The following is a 15,013-nucleotide window of genomic DNA, read 5'->3' as shown; positions in this document are numbered from 1 at the left end:
TCCCGGCAGAGAAGTGACGCGGGGGTTGAACCGTTCGACTGACATCAATTCATGGTCTTTTCGACCGAATGGCGCGCTGCCGTCAAACAATTCCGCGTGATGCAACGAAGGCCCACGTTTCGGCGACCGAATTATCAGCAAACTTTGAAACTTCGTGTCACACTTGAATCGTCAATCACATAATTTTACTAAGGAATCGTCCTCATGGCACTTCGATTCAACCCTCCGCCCCATTGGCCGCAGCCTCCGGAAGGTTGGTCCCCGGATCCAGGATGGCGTCCGGATCCCAGTTGGGGACCGGCCCCGCAAGGATGGATTTTCTGGACCGATGAGAATGGCAACCCTGTCCCTTCGGCGCACCCCGAAGACCCATCGTTCATCCCTGACGAACCGCAGCAGGCACCACAACCGCACGAGGAGCAGCCGGGCGATGAAGCTCCCGATTCCTCGCAGAACGGCTGGGGCTCCTCGCAGGCCAGCCGCGCAGAGAATTCTCAGACTGAGGGACCGGCCCCCACACGTCAGTATCAACAGCAGCAACCCGACGGTTGGGGGCATCAGGGGCAGGAAAATCCGCCTCCGCAAGGAAGCGGATGGAACGGCAATCCGCGGAATCAGCCTCCTCGCAAAAAAAATTTCTTTGCGACCTCGGCCGGTATTCTCTCGATCATCGGCGCTATTCTTCTCATCCTGGTCATAGGTTTGGTTCTCGCGCTGACAGGGGTATTCGGTAACACGCAGGATTCGGGGGATTCGAAAGCGGCGACATCGAGTTCTGCGTCGGAATCCGGCAATGCCTCCGACAGCGCGAACAGCTCTCCGGAAGCTTCCGCTTCGGGCGACGGGCCGTCGGGAATGCGCCCCGAGCAGGCCAACATTCCGGCCAATGACGCCGACCCCGTCGTCGAGTTCACCGGGGAAGGCTCTCAGAAGGTCAAAACGGACAAGCTCGAGGATGGACAGGTCTACTACGTCGAGTACTGGTACCAGGGTGATTCGAACTTCGCCTTGTGGGGACTCGATGACAAGGGCGAGGACGCCGGGCTGTACGCCAATGACATCGACGAGACCTCCGGTTCCAGCTGGATAGATATGGATGGCCTTTACGGAAATCCCAAGGGATTCAACGTCGATGCCACGGACGGAAAATGGGAGATCAAGGTCTACGACGGCAATGCCATCAAGTCGGAAGGTGACAAGACGATGCAGAGCAACGGAACCGTCGCATTCGTGTACCAAGGACCCAAGAAGTCCGCGACCTTCGAGAACCTGGGCGATGATTCCTTCGAGGTGGAAGCATACGATCTCAAGGGGGATTCGGTATTCCACGAAAACGTCACCAAGGGCAACAAGGCCAATGTGAATTTCCCCGACGCGACCAAAGATGAGGCCAATGTTCTGGTCCAGGTCAAGGTGACGGACACGAAAGCACAATGGAAAATGTCTTTCAAATAGTCGGTGAGTAGGGCCTAAGAATTTCTCTTTTACGATCGGCCGCTCCGGATTGATTCTGGGGGGGGGGCGGCCGATCGCCTGTGGACAAGCGTCGGGAAGGTTTTCGGCTTGATTACCATGGGACGAGTGAAGGCGAAGAAACGACAGGAGCCGCGATGCCAGACCACAACCGCCGGCAGGTGCAGCGTGCAGGTCGCTCCGCGCTTTTGATCGATTGCGGTGGGATCGACGACGTCCTGGCCCTCCACACCGCGCTGACGGAGAATCCATTGCCGGATCAACTCGAATTGGTTCCGGCGGCCACGACCCTCCTTGCTCGCTTTCGTTCGCCCCTGCGCCCTGCCACGGCACGCGAGTTGGCAATCGAGTTGTCCACCATGATCGGCCGCCACGGCAGCTCTTCCCAGGCGCGTGAGGTCGAAATCCCCGTCCGCTACGACGGAGAGGATCTGGAGGACGTCGCGGCTCACCTCGGCACTTCCACCGATGAAGTCGTCGCTCGCCATACGGCGACGACGTGGACGGCGGCCTTCTCCGGTTTTTCCCCCGGCTTCGCGTACCTCGTCGGGGTCGGCCGTCAGCCAACAACCGATCTTACGGTCCCTAGGCGGGACAACCCACGGACTAAGGTTCCTGCGGGTTCCGTCGCTCTGGCCGGCGAATTTTCCGCGGTATATCCCAGCGCTTCACCCGGCGGTTGGCAACTGATCGGCACGACGAACGCTCCCGTGTGGGACCTCGATCAGGAGGTTCCCGCCTTGATTACGCCGGGAACCGTGGTCCGATTCTTGCCCGCGCGGGATTCGGTGGAATTACAAGAAAAGAAGTCGGCACCCGGGAGAACCGGCCAGCAGGCGAAAGAAGCTTCAGCGGAGAGGACGGACCCTGTTCAGGACACGGTCGAAGCGCTTCGCATCGACGCCCCAGGACTCGCGACCATGGTTCAAGATCGGGGTCGAGAGGGACATACGGACTGGGGCGTGAGCCCTTCCGGCTGGGCCGACGCCGTAGCCGCCCAATCCGCGAATCGGCTCGTGGGCAACGAACCTGAAGCAAGCGTCCTCGAGAACACCGCCGGGGGCCTGGCAGCAACTGCGCTGATGGATACCGTCCTCGCCGTCACCGGCGCAGAAGCCGAGCTGACCGTCCAGACAGACGGCACCAGTTTCCGGGTTCCTCGGAACCGGCCCTTCGCCTTGCTGTCGGGCCAACGGCTCGCCATCGGCCCGGCCGTGCGTGGGCTGCGGATCTACCTGGCTGTACGCGGAGGAATCCGCGTGGATTCAGTCCTCGGGAGTACTGCCACGGATACCCTGGCCAAGTTGGGGCCCACCCAGATGGTCAAGAACGCCGTCGTCCGCATTGGGCCCGAGCCCCGGCGTGCCGTCGAGTTGACCGGAGGCGGGGCGGAATTACCCCCTCCCCATGAGGTCACGGACATTCGGGTTTCTCCCGGCCCACGAATCGACTGGTTCACTTCTGAGTCCGTGCGCGAGACCTCACGGACCGTTTGGTCGGTCACCGAAGAAAGCAACCGGGTAGGCGTGCGCCTTGCGAGGCCCGCCGAGGAGCCCGATGAGGATCCGCTTCCCTCTCCGCTGACCCGCACGACAAAGGCCCAAGGTCGCGAATTGCCCAGCGAAGGCATCGTCGCCGGAGCCATCCAAGTGCCGCCCAGCGGAAACCCCGTGGTCTTCATGGCCGACCACCCCGTAACCGGTGGTTATCCGGTGATCGGAGTCGTTGAACCGAAATACTTGCGCCTCCTTGCACAGTCGCCGCCAGGCACACTGATCCGCCTCGTTTTCGACGCCGCCGAAGAGCCCATTGCAAACACCACACACCCCGGAGAAACCACATGCGCAAAGTCCTGATTGCCAACCGTTCGGAAATAGCGGTGCGCGTGATCCACGCGTGCGCAGAACGCGGCATCGGCACCGTTGCCGTCTACGCCGCTTCCGACGCAGAATCCCTCCACGTCCACCTCGCCGACGAGGCCTACGCGCTCGAAGGCAACGCTCCCGCAGACACCTACCTCAATATCGAAAAACTCGTCGACATAGCGCAACGTTCCGGGGCCACGGATGTCCACCCCGGGTACGGCTTTCTGGCCGAGTCTGCAGATTTCGCGCGAGCCGTGGTCAACGCGGGCTTGACGTGGATAGGCCCCACTGCCGAAACAATTGAGGCCCTCGGCGACAAGATTCAGGCCCGCTCCATCGCGACGACCGCCGGAGCACCGTTGGCTCCCGGGACAGACGGGCCGTTGGCGAACGCCCACGAAGCTCGGGACTTCGCCGAAGAGCACGGGTTGCCAATCATCATCAAAGCCGCACACGGTGGCGGCGGTCGCGGTATGCGCGTGGTCCGAGACCTCGACCAGGTCGAATCGGCCTTCGAAGCCGCCGCTCGCGAAGCCCACAGCGCATTCGGCCGGAGCGAATGCTTCGTCGAGCGCTTCCTCGAGAAGCCTCGCCACGTCGAGGCGCAGGTAATCGCCGATGCGCACGGAGGAGTCGTCGTGGTGGGAACCCGCGATTGTTCTCTGCAGCGCCGCAACCAGAAACTAGTGGAGGAAGCACCGGCGCCGTTCCTGAGCGACGAACAGCTGAAAAATATCGAGGAGGCATCCGCCGCGATCTTTCGTGAGGCCGGTTACGTCAATGCGGGGACGGTGGAGTTCCTGGTCGGCGCGGACGGACTGATCTCTTTTCTCGAGGTCAATACCCGTATCCAGGTCGAGCACCCCGTTACGGAAGAGACGTTCGGCGTCGACCTCGTAGGCATGCAGCTCGACGTCGCCGCCGGCGAACGCCTTCCTTTTGAGAGCGCCCCAAAAGCACATGGACACTCCATCGAGTTCCGCATCAATGCGGAAGATCCCGGACGGGGTTTCCTCCCTGCCGGCGGCACGATAACAGGGATCACGGTTCCCACGGGCCCCGGAATTCGATGGGATGCAGGTGTCATCACGGGTTCCGAGGTTGCCGGGGATTTCGATTCTCTTTTGGCCAAACTCATCGTGACCGGCTCGACTCGCGATGCCGCCCTGGCTCGAGCCCGTCGTGCCCTGGCCGAATTGACGCTCAGTGGAGTCTCGACCACTCTTCCATTCCACCGTGCCGTCCTCGGGCACGAGGACTTCACATCCTCTCCCTTCAGCGTCTACACGACCTGGATCGAGGACGTTCTGACTCCGCTCCTGGAATCCGACGGCGGCTACTGCGCTCCGCGCTATGCGGACAGGACGCTATTCGGTGGGTCCGTTTCCGACGCCACGGCCTCCGTCACGGCGGGGGTCGAAATCGAAGGCCGGCTGACCAAAGTTCGTTTCCCCGCCGAAGCACTCGCGAAAATCGGCGCTGGACTCGCTGATGGTCTCGGAGGCGCCCAGTTCTCAGGAGCCAGCGTCGTCCAGACGGACGCGCCGGAGTCGAGCGACGTCGAGGTCACCGCAACTCTCAGCGGCTCATTGGTTCGATGGGAGGCGGAAGATTCCGCGACCGTAGAGGAAGGGCAGACGTTGGCGATAGTGGAGGCCATGAAAACGGAGATGCCGATGGAATCTCCGGCGGCCGGTGTCTTTCGCCGGGAGCCCGTGGAACCGGGACAGAAGCTATCGGCCGGAATGATCTTGGGTCGAATCGAAACAGCAAACTGACTACCACCGGGCCACGAGGTGCGGTGGTCAGGGACGCGACGTCGCTCCGCGAAGGCCACTCGCGCGCGTGAATCGTTGGGAAGGAGCTGCCCCTCCGCGGCGATTCAAGAGCGTTGAGCACAAGTGCGGCCCTGGTTGATGCCGCATCGTAGACCCTTGGCCACCGGGAGGTTTAAACGTGCTAACCGTTCCACAAGGTTGAAAGCTGACCCACGGCGCTGGCTCCCAAGTACAAGGTCAACAGCCACACCAGCACGCCCACGACGATCAGCCACTTCGGGTATTTGTAACCGCCCAGCAAATCTCGGCGGAAAATCGCGACGATCAAGATCACGGTGAACCCCAGAGGGAGGATCAGACCGTTGATAGTACCGGCGATGACCAACAACGTTCCTGGTGCCTTGCCCAAGGAGAAGAAAACGACCGTGGAGAGCACGATCATGCCGACCGTCAGCACGTTGCGGACCCAAGTCTTGGTGTTCCGTGTGGTCATGAAGGATACGGATGTATAAGCGGCGCCAATCACCGACGAAATCGATGCGGCCCACAGGATCACCCCGAAGAGACGCAGCCCGATTTCGCCCGCTGCGTGCTGAAATGCCTCCGCCGCGAGGTTGGAACTGGTCAGCGTCACGCCGCCGGCGACAACACCGAGGATCGCGAGGAAAAGAAGGTAGCGCATCACGCCGGTGACCACGATCGAGGTGATGGACGCATTGGAGATGGATTTGACGTCGTCGACTCCGGAGACGCCGGCGTCGATCATGCGGTGTGCGCCGGCGTAGGTGATGTAGCCACCCACGGTTCCGCCGATCAAGGTCGTGATCACGGCCAGATCGACGTTGTCCGGGAAAACGGTCTGGCGCAGGGCATCGCCGATGGGCGGTCCCGACACCACCGCGACATATCCGGTAATCAGGATCATCAGGACCCCGAGTACGACCACGATCTTGTCCAAGGCCACTCCGGCTTTCTTCGACAAGAACACGAGGACCGCCAATACGGCCGTAATGATACCTCCCCAGGTGGAGTCCAGCCCCGTCATCGCGTTGATGCCGAGTCCTCCGCCGGCAACGTTGCCGACGTTGAACACGAAGCCGCCGAAAACCACGAAAACGCCCAGAAGAATGCCCACACCCGGCAGAATTCTGTTGCCGAGTTCGCTGGCCCGCAGACCGCTGACGCCGATCACACGCCACACATTCAGTTGAACGGCGATATCAACGAGAATCGACAGGAAGATCGCGAAAGCGAAGGCGGCACCCATCTTGACCGTGAAGGTCGCCGTCTGCGTGATGAATCCCGGGCCGATCGCCGAAGTCGCCATGAGAAACAACGCGCCCAGCAAGATGGAACGCTTCGACTCGGCATGGGGCAGCTTGCTTTTGACGACGGCGTCGCCTGCGGCCGTCTCCGGGCGCCCCTCTTCCGCGTGCCCTGAAGAGTTTGCCCAGGGCAGATCGGGCTTTTCCCGGGAAGGGCTGTTGTCTGTCATGTGAGCCTCTCAAGGGCGGAAACGCTGGACCGAGCTGAACCAGCGACGAAATAGTACCAGAGAGTTCGTTAGCTACAGCACATCGATCCGGCCTTGGCACCAGGGCCACGAGAAGCTCCCATGCCAGGAGATTCTACGAGGTTCCTCATGGCGATTTTCGGGTCAAGTGGCCTGCTGCGAGCGGGCCTTTCTCAGAGCGATGCGGTAGGAACGGGCAGCACGAATGGCGTCGATGATCAGGACGAGAATCGCGAGCCAGACGATGGCAAACCCGATCCATCGGCCCGTTGACATCTCCTCCCCGAGGAGCAGGTACCCGGCCAGAAACTGCATGATGGGGGTGAAATACTGCACCATTCCCACATATGACAGGGGCAAACGAGTAGCAGCACCCGCGAAAGTCAGGAGCGGGATCAGGGTGATGAATCCGGTGCCCACGAGCAATGCGGTTTTGAGGAGGCCGATCTGGCCGAAAGCAAGACCACCGCCCACCGTTCCGACCAGCGCCAGCACGATAACCGAGGGAATGAACAACCACGCCGTTTCGAAGGTCAGACCCGTCAACGAGTCGACGCGTCCACCGACGTTCTTCTTGACCAAGCCGTACAGCGCAAAACTGCCCGCGATCAACAGGGACATCCACGGAAGCGACCCGTATTCGACCGTGAGGACAACGATGGCGACCAGACTGATTCCCACCGCGATCCATTGAAGTCTGCGCAATTTCTCATGCAGTACAAATACCCCGAGCACGATCGTCGCGACCGGATTGATGAAGTATCCGAGGGAAGCTTCGAGCACGTGCCCGGTCGTCGTCGCAAAAATATAAACCAGCCAGTTGATGGAAACAATGCCCCCGGCCATGCCCAAGGTCAGGTTCACACGCCGGTCCTTGAAAGCAGCTGCCACGCGCCCCCACGATCGCGTCGCGGTTACCAGCAGTACGCACAGGCACAAGGAGAACACGATGCGCCATCCCAAGATTTCGAAGGCGCCTGTGGGCTTGATCGCGGCGAAGTACAGGGGAAGGAAGCCCCAGAGGCCGTACGAGATGAAAGCGAGAATGAAACCGGTCTTGAGGTCTTTTCGCGGGTTCCGACCCGCCGACTCTTCCGGGACGATGACCTCGGGCAAGGCACCCGTGATCGTCGGTGGCTCCTGCCTGGGCACGGCAGAGTTCACGTCCGAGCCCTCCGGACGGCTATCCGATGCTCTGCCGCTGCCGGAGGAGTCATGCGCTGGGGTCAACGATTGGTCCTTCCCAATGTGTGCCGGAGTGCCGGTTCGATTTCTGCGAATCGGAACGAGTACCCGTGGTTTTCCAGAGCCTGGGGTACCAGAGCGGCGGAACTCAGTGCGAGCTCGCGAGCCCCTTGCTTTCCAAGAAGCAGTCCCGGCGCTTGCTTGGGCGTGGGTACGATGCTCGGGCGCCGAAGAATCGAGGCCAAGGTTTTGGCGAATTCCTTCTGCCGAACCGGATGGGGAGCCGCGGCATTGACCGGGCCGGATACCTCGGGGTCGGCTACCGCGAACGCGTATACCTGAGCGAGGTCTTCCAGGCTGATCCACGGTTGCCACTGTTCTCCCCCGCCAAGGGGGCCGCCGGCGCCCGCTAGGTACAGAGGCAGCTGAGCGGCCAGAAGCCCGCCTGACGAGCTGAGCACCAGACCCGTCCGGACGAGGACGACACGCGTTCCGAAGTCTTCGGCTTTCCGCGCGGCGGCTTCCCATTGGGTGCAGACATCGGCCAAGAAATCCTGCCCTGGACCGTCGGTCTCTGTGACGACGTCGGCCTCATGCCCGTAATACCCGCTCGCCGAGGCGTTGATCAGGACCCTGGGTCCGCCGCTTTCGGCGACCTCCCGCATCGCGGCAACGATGGTCTCGGTGCTCTTGAGACGGGATTCGAGCACCGCACGACGATGCTTCTCGGTGAAAGGTCCGGCAATTCCGGTGCCGGCCAGGTTGATGACGGCATCCAGGCCCACGAGATGTTGAGGGTCCAGGGTTTGCTGTTCCGGGTCCCAAGCAATTTGTCCCTCGCCGATGGTTCCGCTGAAGCCCTGACGGCGTTTGAGGTGGATGACCTCATGTCCCGCGGCGCGCAGAAGAGCCGAAACCTGCGTTCCGACGAGCCCGGATGCACCGGCGATCGCGACTTTGAGCTTTTCGGTGCCCGAGCCCTTGCTCTCACGGTGGTCGTCGAGGTAGGAAGCGAAGTCCAAATCCGCCTGCGTCTGATCCGTACGGAATGCGAAGACGCGCTCGAGCTCTTTGTTGAAAACATGGGCGCTGAATTTGAAACGATTCTCCAGCCCACCCGGCAATTCGTAATTCACGGTGTCGGAGACCATCGTCTGGCCCTGCTCCGCGTCCGTGAATTGGTGCCGATGATTCCAGGACTTGAGCGGACCCCTCTTCATCTCGTCCGTGAAGCCCGCACCCGGCACGTACTCGGTATGTTCCGCCGTCCAGCGTGTTCCTGGCCGGATCGGTATGCTGCCGGGAAGCAGCCCTTCGGCCCATTGAACCCCCATGAGCAATTCGGTTTTCGAACCGACCTCGAGTCCGTGGGTCGGTTCGGTCAGGACCTTGGAGTTCCACGGCGGGGTGAGCCTGACTACCGCTCCCGCCCTGCCGTACCACTCGGTCACGGCGGATCGAGGATGAGTGATGTGCGCATTGTGTTCGAATGTGGTCATAGGTCATCTCTCACTTTCTCCCACGGCTCGATATCGCCGGGGATAACCCTGAACAGGGGGTGGTTCTTGAGGGTCGCATTTCGCAGGTCGGATTCGAGGCGTCCAACGAGTTTGGGGGCACGTATGCGCAATTTGAACGTCAGCAGCTCGGCCTCATAGTCAAGTTGGCCCTGTGTCACGGGGATCGTCGGAACCGTACGGGAACCGTCGGAAACCGGGGTATTTCCCGGGGCTCGCTGCAAAACCTCCGGTTCGGCCTCTCCGTCGGAATTTCCTCCGGGGCTCGCCTCGGCACTAGGTTCAGACAGCTCGACCCAGTCCGGCCCGGGCTGGGTAAGTTCGGTTTCCCCGGAAAGCAGCGGTCCCTTGACGATTTTTTCGACGTCGAACGTGTAGCCGCGCGACGTAGCCTCTCTATGGATGCCTCTGAGAAACGCGGACAACGCCGCTCGAGGGTCATCGGCCTGCCGGAAGCGGACGAGCTGGGGGTGTTGCCGGTAACCATGGGTGGCCCCCGCCAGGACTTTTTGGGCCAGCAGCGCTTCCCTCCAGGCGGCCACGAGTCCTTTGGCATCCAAGTAGGACGGGTCGAGGGACCAAAGCCTCACGCAGACCTCCTGTGGCGGTTCGAAGACCGGGACCGAAATTGCCCCGGTGTCGCCTGCCCCACATTACTCGTTCCAAGTCCGGGCGTCGCGCTTGTTTTCGGTGGTTTGACGTTATCCTTCGCGGAACTCCATCTCGATCCGCTCGAGCGACTTGTCCTTGGTCTCCGGGGCCTTGAGACGGACCCATACGAGAGCCAGAATTTGCAGGACGACGAACATCGCGATGGTCGGGCCGAATCCGAGCGCCGCGGAGAGCAACGGGAAGAGCAGGGCCACCAAGAAGTTCACGCTCCACTGGACACCCGTACTGATCCCCATCGCCACGCCTCGAACCGTCAGGGGGAAGATTTCGGACATGTACAACCAGGTCATCGTGCCGATGGCGCACTGGGAGATGCCCACGAAGACTACGATCGAGAACAATATGATCCACCGCTTCGCGGACGCATCGTCGCTCATGAGTATCGATGTCGCTGCCAGAATGGAGAGCATGACGATAGTTCCGGTCAGTCCTGAACTCAACATGAGTTTGCGCCGGACGTGCGGCATGATGACCAGAGCCACCCCGACCCCGACGACCCCGGCAAGACCGATCAGAAGGTTCACCACGAAAGCAGTGTTCCCCACGAAACCGGCGTCCGTCAGAATGGTGACGCCGTAGTACTGGACCACGTTGATCCCGGAAATCTGGTTGATGACCGCCATTCCGACGCCGATGAACAGGATCCTCCGGATCCACGGCGTTGCGAACACATCACCGAGGGTCCCCGACGCGGCCTGCTCGTCCTTTGCGGCAAGTTCTTTGACTTCCTCGAGCTCGTCCGAAGAGAACGTGTGCTCGCGAACTTCGCGAAGCACTTCCAGCATTTCGTCAATCCGCCCGCCACGAGCCAACCATCGGGGAGATTCCGGGACGGCGATCATTCCTGCCCACAGAATGATGGCCGGCACAATGCACATCGCAAGCATCCACCGCCACGTATTGGCTTGCCCGGCATCGGCGACACCCGCGATGCCCGCGTTGAACCCGAAAGCCAGGAGCTGACCGAAGACCACCATGAATTCGTTCTGGGAAATGACCCTCCCTCGCAGATGAGTGGGAGCGAGTTCCGCCAGGTAAACGGGAACGGTGACGGATGCACCGCCGACGGCCAGACCCACGACAACCCGGAAGAGGGACAGGATCCACCAGGCCGGAGCCAGGACCGAGCCAATCGCCCCGAAGGTGAAGAGAGCGGCCACCACGACCACCGTCCGGTGCCTCCCCTGGCGGTCGGAGAAGCGCCCGCCGAAAACGGCACCAAAGATCGCGCCGAATTGGAGGGCAGAGGTCACGAAGCCCTCGTACTTCTCGTCCATACCGAAATCGGCAGCCATGGATGGCAGGGCCCCGTTGATGACACCTGTGTCATAACCGAAAAGCAGCCCACCCACCGTGAGGATCATGGCCGCCACCCGCATTTTCCCTGTCAGCTTCGTCTCCGGTGCATCCGGAGCTTTGATTTCGGGGCGAACCTGCGATTCTGAACTGGGTGCCATGACGGCTTACCCTCCTCATTGAAATACGGCGGTGACTTCTCATCTCTAGCCGAAGCCACTATGTCGTGCCTCATCCACCCCGCCTATATGACAGAACAGACCTGGTCAACGCGGGGTTCTTGGATCATTCGGCCCGAAGAGCACCCGCCATGCTACGCTTAAATCCTATTGTCCTTACAAAGAACAACGGTAGGGAACCAACGACGGAGTTACCCATGACAGCCTCAATCGACGTCACGATCGACCGCTCATCACCCGTGCCGCTGTACCATCAGCTGGTCCACGGCATCGAGACGGCCATCGCCGAGGGCGTTCTTCCACCCGGGACCATGCTCGACAACGAGCTTTCCCTGGCCAAGGATCTTCACCTGTCCCGACCCACGGTGCGCAAGGCCATGGACGAGCTCGTCCGCTCGGGGCTCCTGGTTCGCAAACGAGGCGTTGGAACGCAGGTCGTGGCCTCGGAGATTCGACGCTCCGTCGGATTGACCTCGCTATACGAGGACCTGAGTGATGACCATGCCCAGCCCACCACCGAGGTCCTGGAATTCGAGGAAACCAAAGCCCCGGACGACGTCGCCGAGCGGCTCAACCTCGCGCCGGGAGATCCTGTGTATTACTTCAAGCGCGTGCGCAGCCGTTCAGGCACACCACTGGCGATCATGGAAAATTGGGTACCCCTCAAGATCGCGGACCTCAGCCGCGAAGGCCTCGAATCTCGCGGGCTGTACACGCTTCTGCGCCAACAAGGGATCAATTTCAGGCTCGCACAGCAGAAGATCGGCGCTGCGGTGGCCACCAATGAGCAGGCCAAACTGCTTAAGACGAGCACCGGATCAGCCCTGGTAACCATGTCCCGGACCGCAACCGACGATATCGGCAGACGAGCTGAAACCGGTCGGCACGTCTATCGCGCGGATTCATATTCCTTCGAGATGACCCTCTCCGCCTGATCACGAGACTTCACCTGTCCGGAAACACTTCTCCGAAAGGATGCAACGATGACAAACTGGGTTTACCCCGCAGGCAAAGCAACCGATGGCCCTTGGGATGTTTCCCTCGGTGCGTATGATTCCACACAGAAGGTCGACGGCTGGGAGCATACCGGTCTCAAGACCGCGACATTCGCAGGTGAGACCATCTCATTGGATGCCGCTCCGGAAGAACGCATCGTCATCCCGCTGACGGGTGATGTCACCGCAGTGGTCGACGGTCAGAACTATGAACTCTCGGGCCGCGAATCCGTTTTCCACGGCCCCACGGATGTCCTGTACACGGGAGCCAACAAGGCCGTAGAGCTCTCCGGGACGCAGGGCGTTCGCTTTGCCGTCGCATCCGCACCGGCCAAGAATGAGTACCCCACTCGTCTGATCACCAAGGACGAGGCCCCGCTCGAATTGCGCGGTGCCGGCAACTGCTCGCGGGAGGTACGGAATTTCGGGACCCCCGCTTCCCTCGAGGCCGACCGATTCATTGTTTGCGAAGTCCTGACCCCTGCGGGCAACTGGTCATCGTATCCTCCTCATAAGCATGACGAAGAAAAGGAGGGCGTCGAGACCCAACTCGAGGAGATCTACTACTTCGAGACGCGAGTGACTCCGGATGCCCCGAAAGAAGCCACCGACTCGATCGGATATCAGCGCGTCTACGCCTCCGATGACCGTCCCATCGACGTCAATGCCGAGGTTCGCACTGGCGACGTGGTGTTGGTCCCCTACGGCTGGCACGGTCCGGCCATGGCCCCTCCTGGCTACGACCTGTACTACCTGAACGTTATGGCCGGCCCCGGCCCGGTCCGCAAGTGGCTCATCAGCGACGACCCCCATCACGGATGGGTACGTCAGCAGTGGGAAGAGCAGGATATTGACTCGCGCTTGCCTTTCGGCGGCTAAGCCTCCGTGCTGCCCGAATTGACGTGGTTCGCTTGGATCGGGCTGGCCCTGGCGGCCGTATTGGTGGGATTCTCCAAGACCGCGCTCCCGGGGATCAACACCCTCGCGGTAGCAATCTTCGCGGCGGTGCTGCCCGCGAAGCCATCCACGGGAGCACTACTGGTCCTCTTACTCGTCGGTGACGCATTCGCTTTGTGGACCTACCGCCGACACGCCGACTGGCCGACCCTGCTCCGCATGATTCCTGCGGTTCTGATCGGTCTGGCCGTCGGTGGCGTCTTCCTGGCTTTCGCAGGCGACGCCGTGGTGCGCCGCGTGATCGGCGTACTGCTGCTGATGTTGATGGGACTGACCTTGTGGCAGCGTCAGAAAAGGGCAAGGATCACGGACGACCCCGTGCCCGCGTCCTGGGGCGCGGCCACCGGGTACGGATCCCTGGGCGGTTTCACGACCATGGTCGCCAATGCCGGCGGACCCGTCATGTCCATGTATTTCCTCGCGGCCCGCTTCCCCGTCAATGCTTTCTTGGGCACGGCCGCGTGGTTCTTTGCGACCATGAACGTGCTCAAGCTCCCGGTGTCAATCGGCTTGGGTCTCATCACCGAGCACACGCTGATCATGGATCTAATTCTGGTTCCCGGTGTGGTCGTAGGCGCCCTCTTCGGACGATGGGCTGCCCAGAAGATTCGACAGAAGACCTTCGACCTCGCTGTGATCGTGGTGACGATCCTGGGCGCCGCCTACCTCTTAATATAATTCCGCTCGCGGCATGACCTTTGGGCCATGCACCATCGAAAGATAGAGTGAGGTAAGCCTAATCAAACCGAGGATTGGAGTCCTATGCCAGCCCCCAAACGCAAACCCCAAACCGTCCTCGAGGTCCTCGAACGCCGCCAACTCACCCCCAATATGGTCCGGCTCATTCTGGGTGGCTCAGGATTCGCTTCATTCCAGAACAACGGATGCACCGATCAATACGTCAAGTTGGTCTTTGCGAAACCCGAACTGAATCTCACCGCGCCCTTCGACATGATGGAAATGCGGGAGAAGCTTCCCCCGGAGGACGTTCCCGTAACCCGCACGTACACCGTGCGGAGCGTGGACGACGAAGCCGGCACGCTGACCATCGATTTCGTGACCCACGGGACCGAAGGGCTCGCCGCCCCGTGGGCCGCTTCCGCATCCCCGGGGGACCAGTTGCTGTTGATGGGCCCGGGCGGCAAGTACAACCCGGATCCGACGGCCGATTGGTATCTCTTCGCCGGAGATGCGTCTGCTCTTCCCGCTATCGGCGCGGCCATCGAGGCCCTGCCCGAGACGGCGCGGGGCTACGCATTCATCGTTCTCGATCATGAAGAGGACCGGCAGGAGCTGGCCGCTCCCGCCGGTCTGGAAGTCGTTTGGAGCGTCAAGGAAGGAGCCGGAGCCGACCCGAACCGCCTGGCGCAATTGATGACCGAGCGACAGTGGCCCAAGGGCAAGGTTGAAGTCTTCGCCCACGGTGAGCGCGAATCGATCAAACAGGTGCGCCGTCTCCTCAAGGAACGTGAGATCCCGCGCGAGCAGATCTCGATCTCCGGTTACTGGGCCTTCGGCCGTACCGAGGACAAGTTCCAGGCCGAAAAGCGCGAACCGATCGGAAAGATCGAGGACTGAGACTT

General features: G+C 61.3%; 12 protein-coding genes. 7 read left to right on the top strand and 5 right to left on the bottom strand.

Annotation, left to right across the window (positions count from 1 at the left end; translation table 11 throughout):
• The first annotated feature begins 204 nt into the window (after nt 1–204).
• From sake_RS01620 to sake_RS01610, 3 genes are all read left to right on the top strand, one after another.
• Entirely contained in the window at nt 205–1,455 is a 1,251-nt protein-coding gene (locus sake_RS01620; RefSeq protein WP_178945321.1) for a hypothetical protein, read from the top strand.
• Nucleotides 1,456–1,610: 155 nt separating this feature from the next.
• On the top strand, nt 1,611–3,329 hold the full coding sequence (locus sake_RS01615) for a carboxyltransferase domain-containing protein (RefSeq protein WP_178945320.1): 1,719 nt from the start codon (nt 1,611–1,613) through the stop codon (nt 3,327–3,329).
• Nucleotides 3,314–5,116, top strand: coding sequence for a biotin carboxylase N-terminal domain-containing protein (locus tag sake_RS01610; RefSeq protein WP_178945319.1), 1,803 nt, complete (start codon nt 3,314–3,316; stop codon nt 5,114–5,116). The genes sake_RS01615 and sake_RS01610 overlap by 16 nt, the downstream gene beginning before the upstream one ends.
• 181 nt (nt 5,117–5,297) lie before the next feature.
• Here the strand turns inward: sake_RS01610 and sake_RS01605 are convergent, their stop codons facing one another.
• The 5 genes from sake_RS01605 to sake_RS01585 form a co-directional block, all read right to left on the bottom strand.
• On the bottom strand, nt 5,298–6,611 hold the full coding sequence (locus sake_RS01605; protein ID WP_178945318.1) for an NRAMP family divalent metal transporter: 1,314 nt from the start codon (nt 6,609–6,611) through the stop codon (nt 5,298–5,300).
• Between the two features lie 162 nt (nt 6,612–6,773).
• Nucleotides 6,774–7,859, bottom strand: a complete 1,086-nt coding sequence (gene rarD, locus sake_RS01600) for an EamA family transporter RarD (protein WP_243155721.1) — start codon at nt 7,857–7,859, stop codon at nt 6,774–6,776.
• The gene (locus tag sake_RS01595; RefSeq protein ID WP_178945317.1) at nt 7,856–9,313 is read right to left on the bottom strand and encodes a TIGR01777 family oxidoreductase; all 1,458 of its coding nucleotides are present in this window, start codon (nt 9,311–9,313) and stop codon (nt 7,856–7,858) included. Before sake_RS01595 ends, rarD begins: the two co-directional genes overlap by 4 nt.
• A complete protein-coding gene (locus tag sake_RS01590; RefSeq protein WP_178945316.1) occupies nt 9,310–9,921 on the bottom strand; it encodes a pyrimidine dimer DNA glycosylase/endonuclease V in 612 nt (203 codons plus the stop codon). Before sake_RS01590 ends, sake_RS01595 begins: the two co-directional genes overlap by 4 nt.
• 111 nt (nt 9,922–10,032) lie before the next feature.
• Nucleotides 10,033–11,460, bottom strand: coding sequence for a sugar porter family MFS transporter (locus sake_RS01585; RefSeq protein ID WP_238147521.1), 1,428 nt, complete (start codon nt 11,458–11,460; stop codon nt 10,033–10,035).
• Between the two features lie 215 nt (nt 11,461–11,675).
• Here sake_RS01585 and sake_RS01580 point away from each other — a divergent pair, with 215 nt between their 5' ends.
• The 4 genes from sake_RS01580 (at nt 11,676) to sake_RS01565 (ending at nt 15,008) form a co-directional block, all read left to right on the top strand.
• Nucleotides 11,676–12,413: a GntR family transcriptional regulator gene (locus sake_RS01580; RefSeq protein WP_178945315.1), complete on the top strand. Its 738-nt coding sequence runs from the start codon at nt 11,676–11,678 to the stop codon at nt 12,411–12,413.
• A 48-nt stretch (nt 12,414–12,461) separates the two neighbouring features.
• The gene (gene iolB / locus sake_RS01575) at nt 12,462–13,352 is read left to right on the top strand and encodes a 5-deoxy-glucuronate isomerase (protein WP_129358539.1); all 891 of its coding nucleotides are present in this window, start codon (nt 12,462–12,464) and stop codon (nt 13,350–13,352) included.
• Nucleotides 13,353–13,361: 9 nt separating this feature from the next.
• On the top strand, nt 13,362–14,108 hold the full coding sequence (locus tag sake_RS01570) for a sulfite exporter TauE/SafE family protein (RefSeq protein ID WP_238147567.1): 747 nt from the start codon (nt 13,362–13,364) through the stop codon (nt 14,106–14,108).
• 84 nt (nt 14,109–14,192) lie between these two features.
• Nucleotides 14,193–15,008, top strand: a complete 816-nt coding sequence (locus sake_RS01565; protein WP_178945314.1) for a siderophore-interacting protein — start codon at nt 14,193–14,195, stop codon at nt 15,006–15,008.
• The last annotated feature ends 5 nt before the right edge of the window (nt 15,009–15,013 follow it).

It is taken from the genome of Kocuria sp. TGY1127_2, from assembly GCF_013394385.1.
Classification (GTDB): Bacteria; Actinomycetota; Actinomycetes; order Actinomycetales; family Micrococcaceae; genus Rothia.
This window is presented reverse-complemented; position numbering and strand designations above follow the sequence as displayed.

Excerpts from the sequence above, each read along its gene's own strand:
- sake_RS01620 (WP_178945321.1), top strand. The coding sequence starts at position 205 with ATGGCACTTCGATTCAACCCTCCGCCCCATTGGCCGCAGCCTCCGGAA.
- sake_RS01615 (WP_178945320.1), top strand. The coding sequence starts at position 1,611 with ATGCCAGACCACAACCGCCGGCAGGTGCAGCGTGCAGGTCGCTCCGCG.
- sake_RS01610 (WP_178945319.1), top strand. The coding sequence starts at position 3,314 with ATGCGCAAAGTCCTGATTGCCAACCGTTCGGAAATAGCGGTGCGCGTG.
- sake_RS01605 (WP_178945318.1), bottom strand. The coding sequence starts at position 6,611 with ATGACAGACAACAGCCCTTCCCGGGAAAAGCCCGATCTGCCCTGGGCA.
- sake_RS01595 (WP_178945317.1), bottom strand. The coding sequence starts at position 9,313 with ATGACCACATTCGAACACAATGCGCACATCACTCATCCTCGATCCGCC.
- sake_RS01585 (WP_238147521.1), bottom strand. The coding sequence starts at position 11,460 with ATGGCACCCAGTTCAGAATCGCAGGTTCGCCCCGAAATCAAAGCTCCG.
- sake_RS01580 (WP_178945315.1), top strand. The coding sequence starts at position 11,676 with ATGACAGCCTCAATCGACGTCACGATCGACCGCTCATCACCCGTGCCG.
- iolB (WP_129358539.1), top strand. The coding sequence starts at position 12,462 with ATGACAAACTGGGTTTACCCCGCAGGCAAAGCAACCGATGGCCCTTGG.
- sake_RS01565 (WP_178945314.1), top strand. The coding sequence starts at position 14,193 with ATGCCAGCCCCCAAACGCAAACCCCAAACCGTCCTCGAGGTCCTCGAA.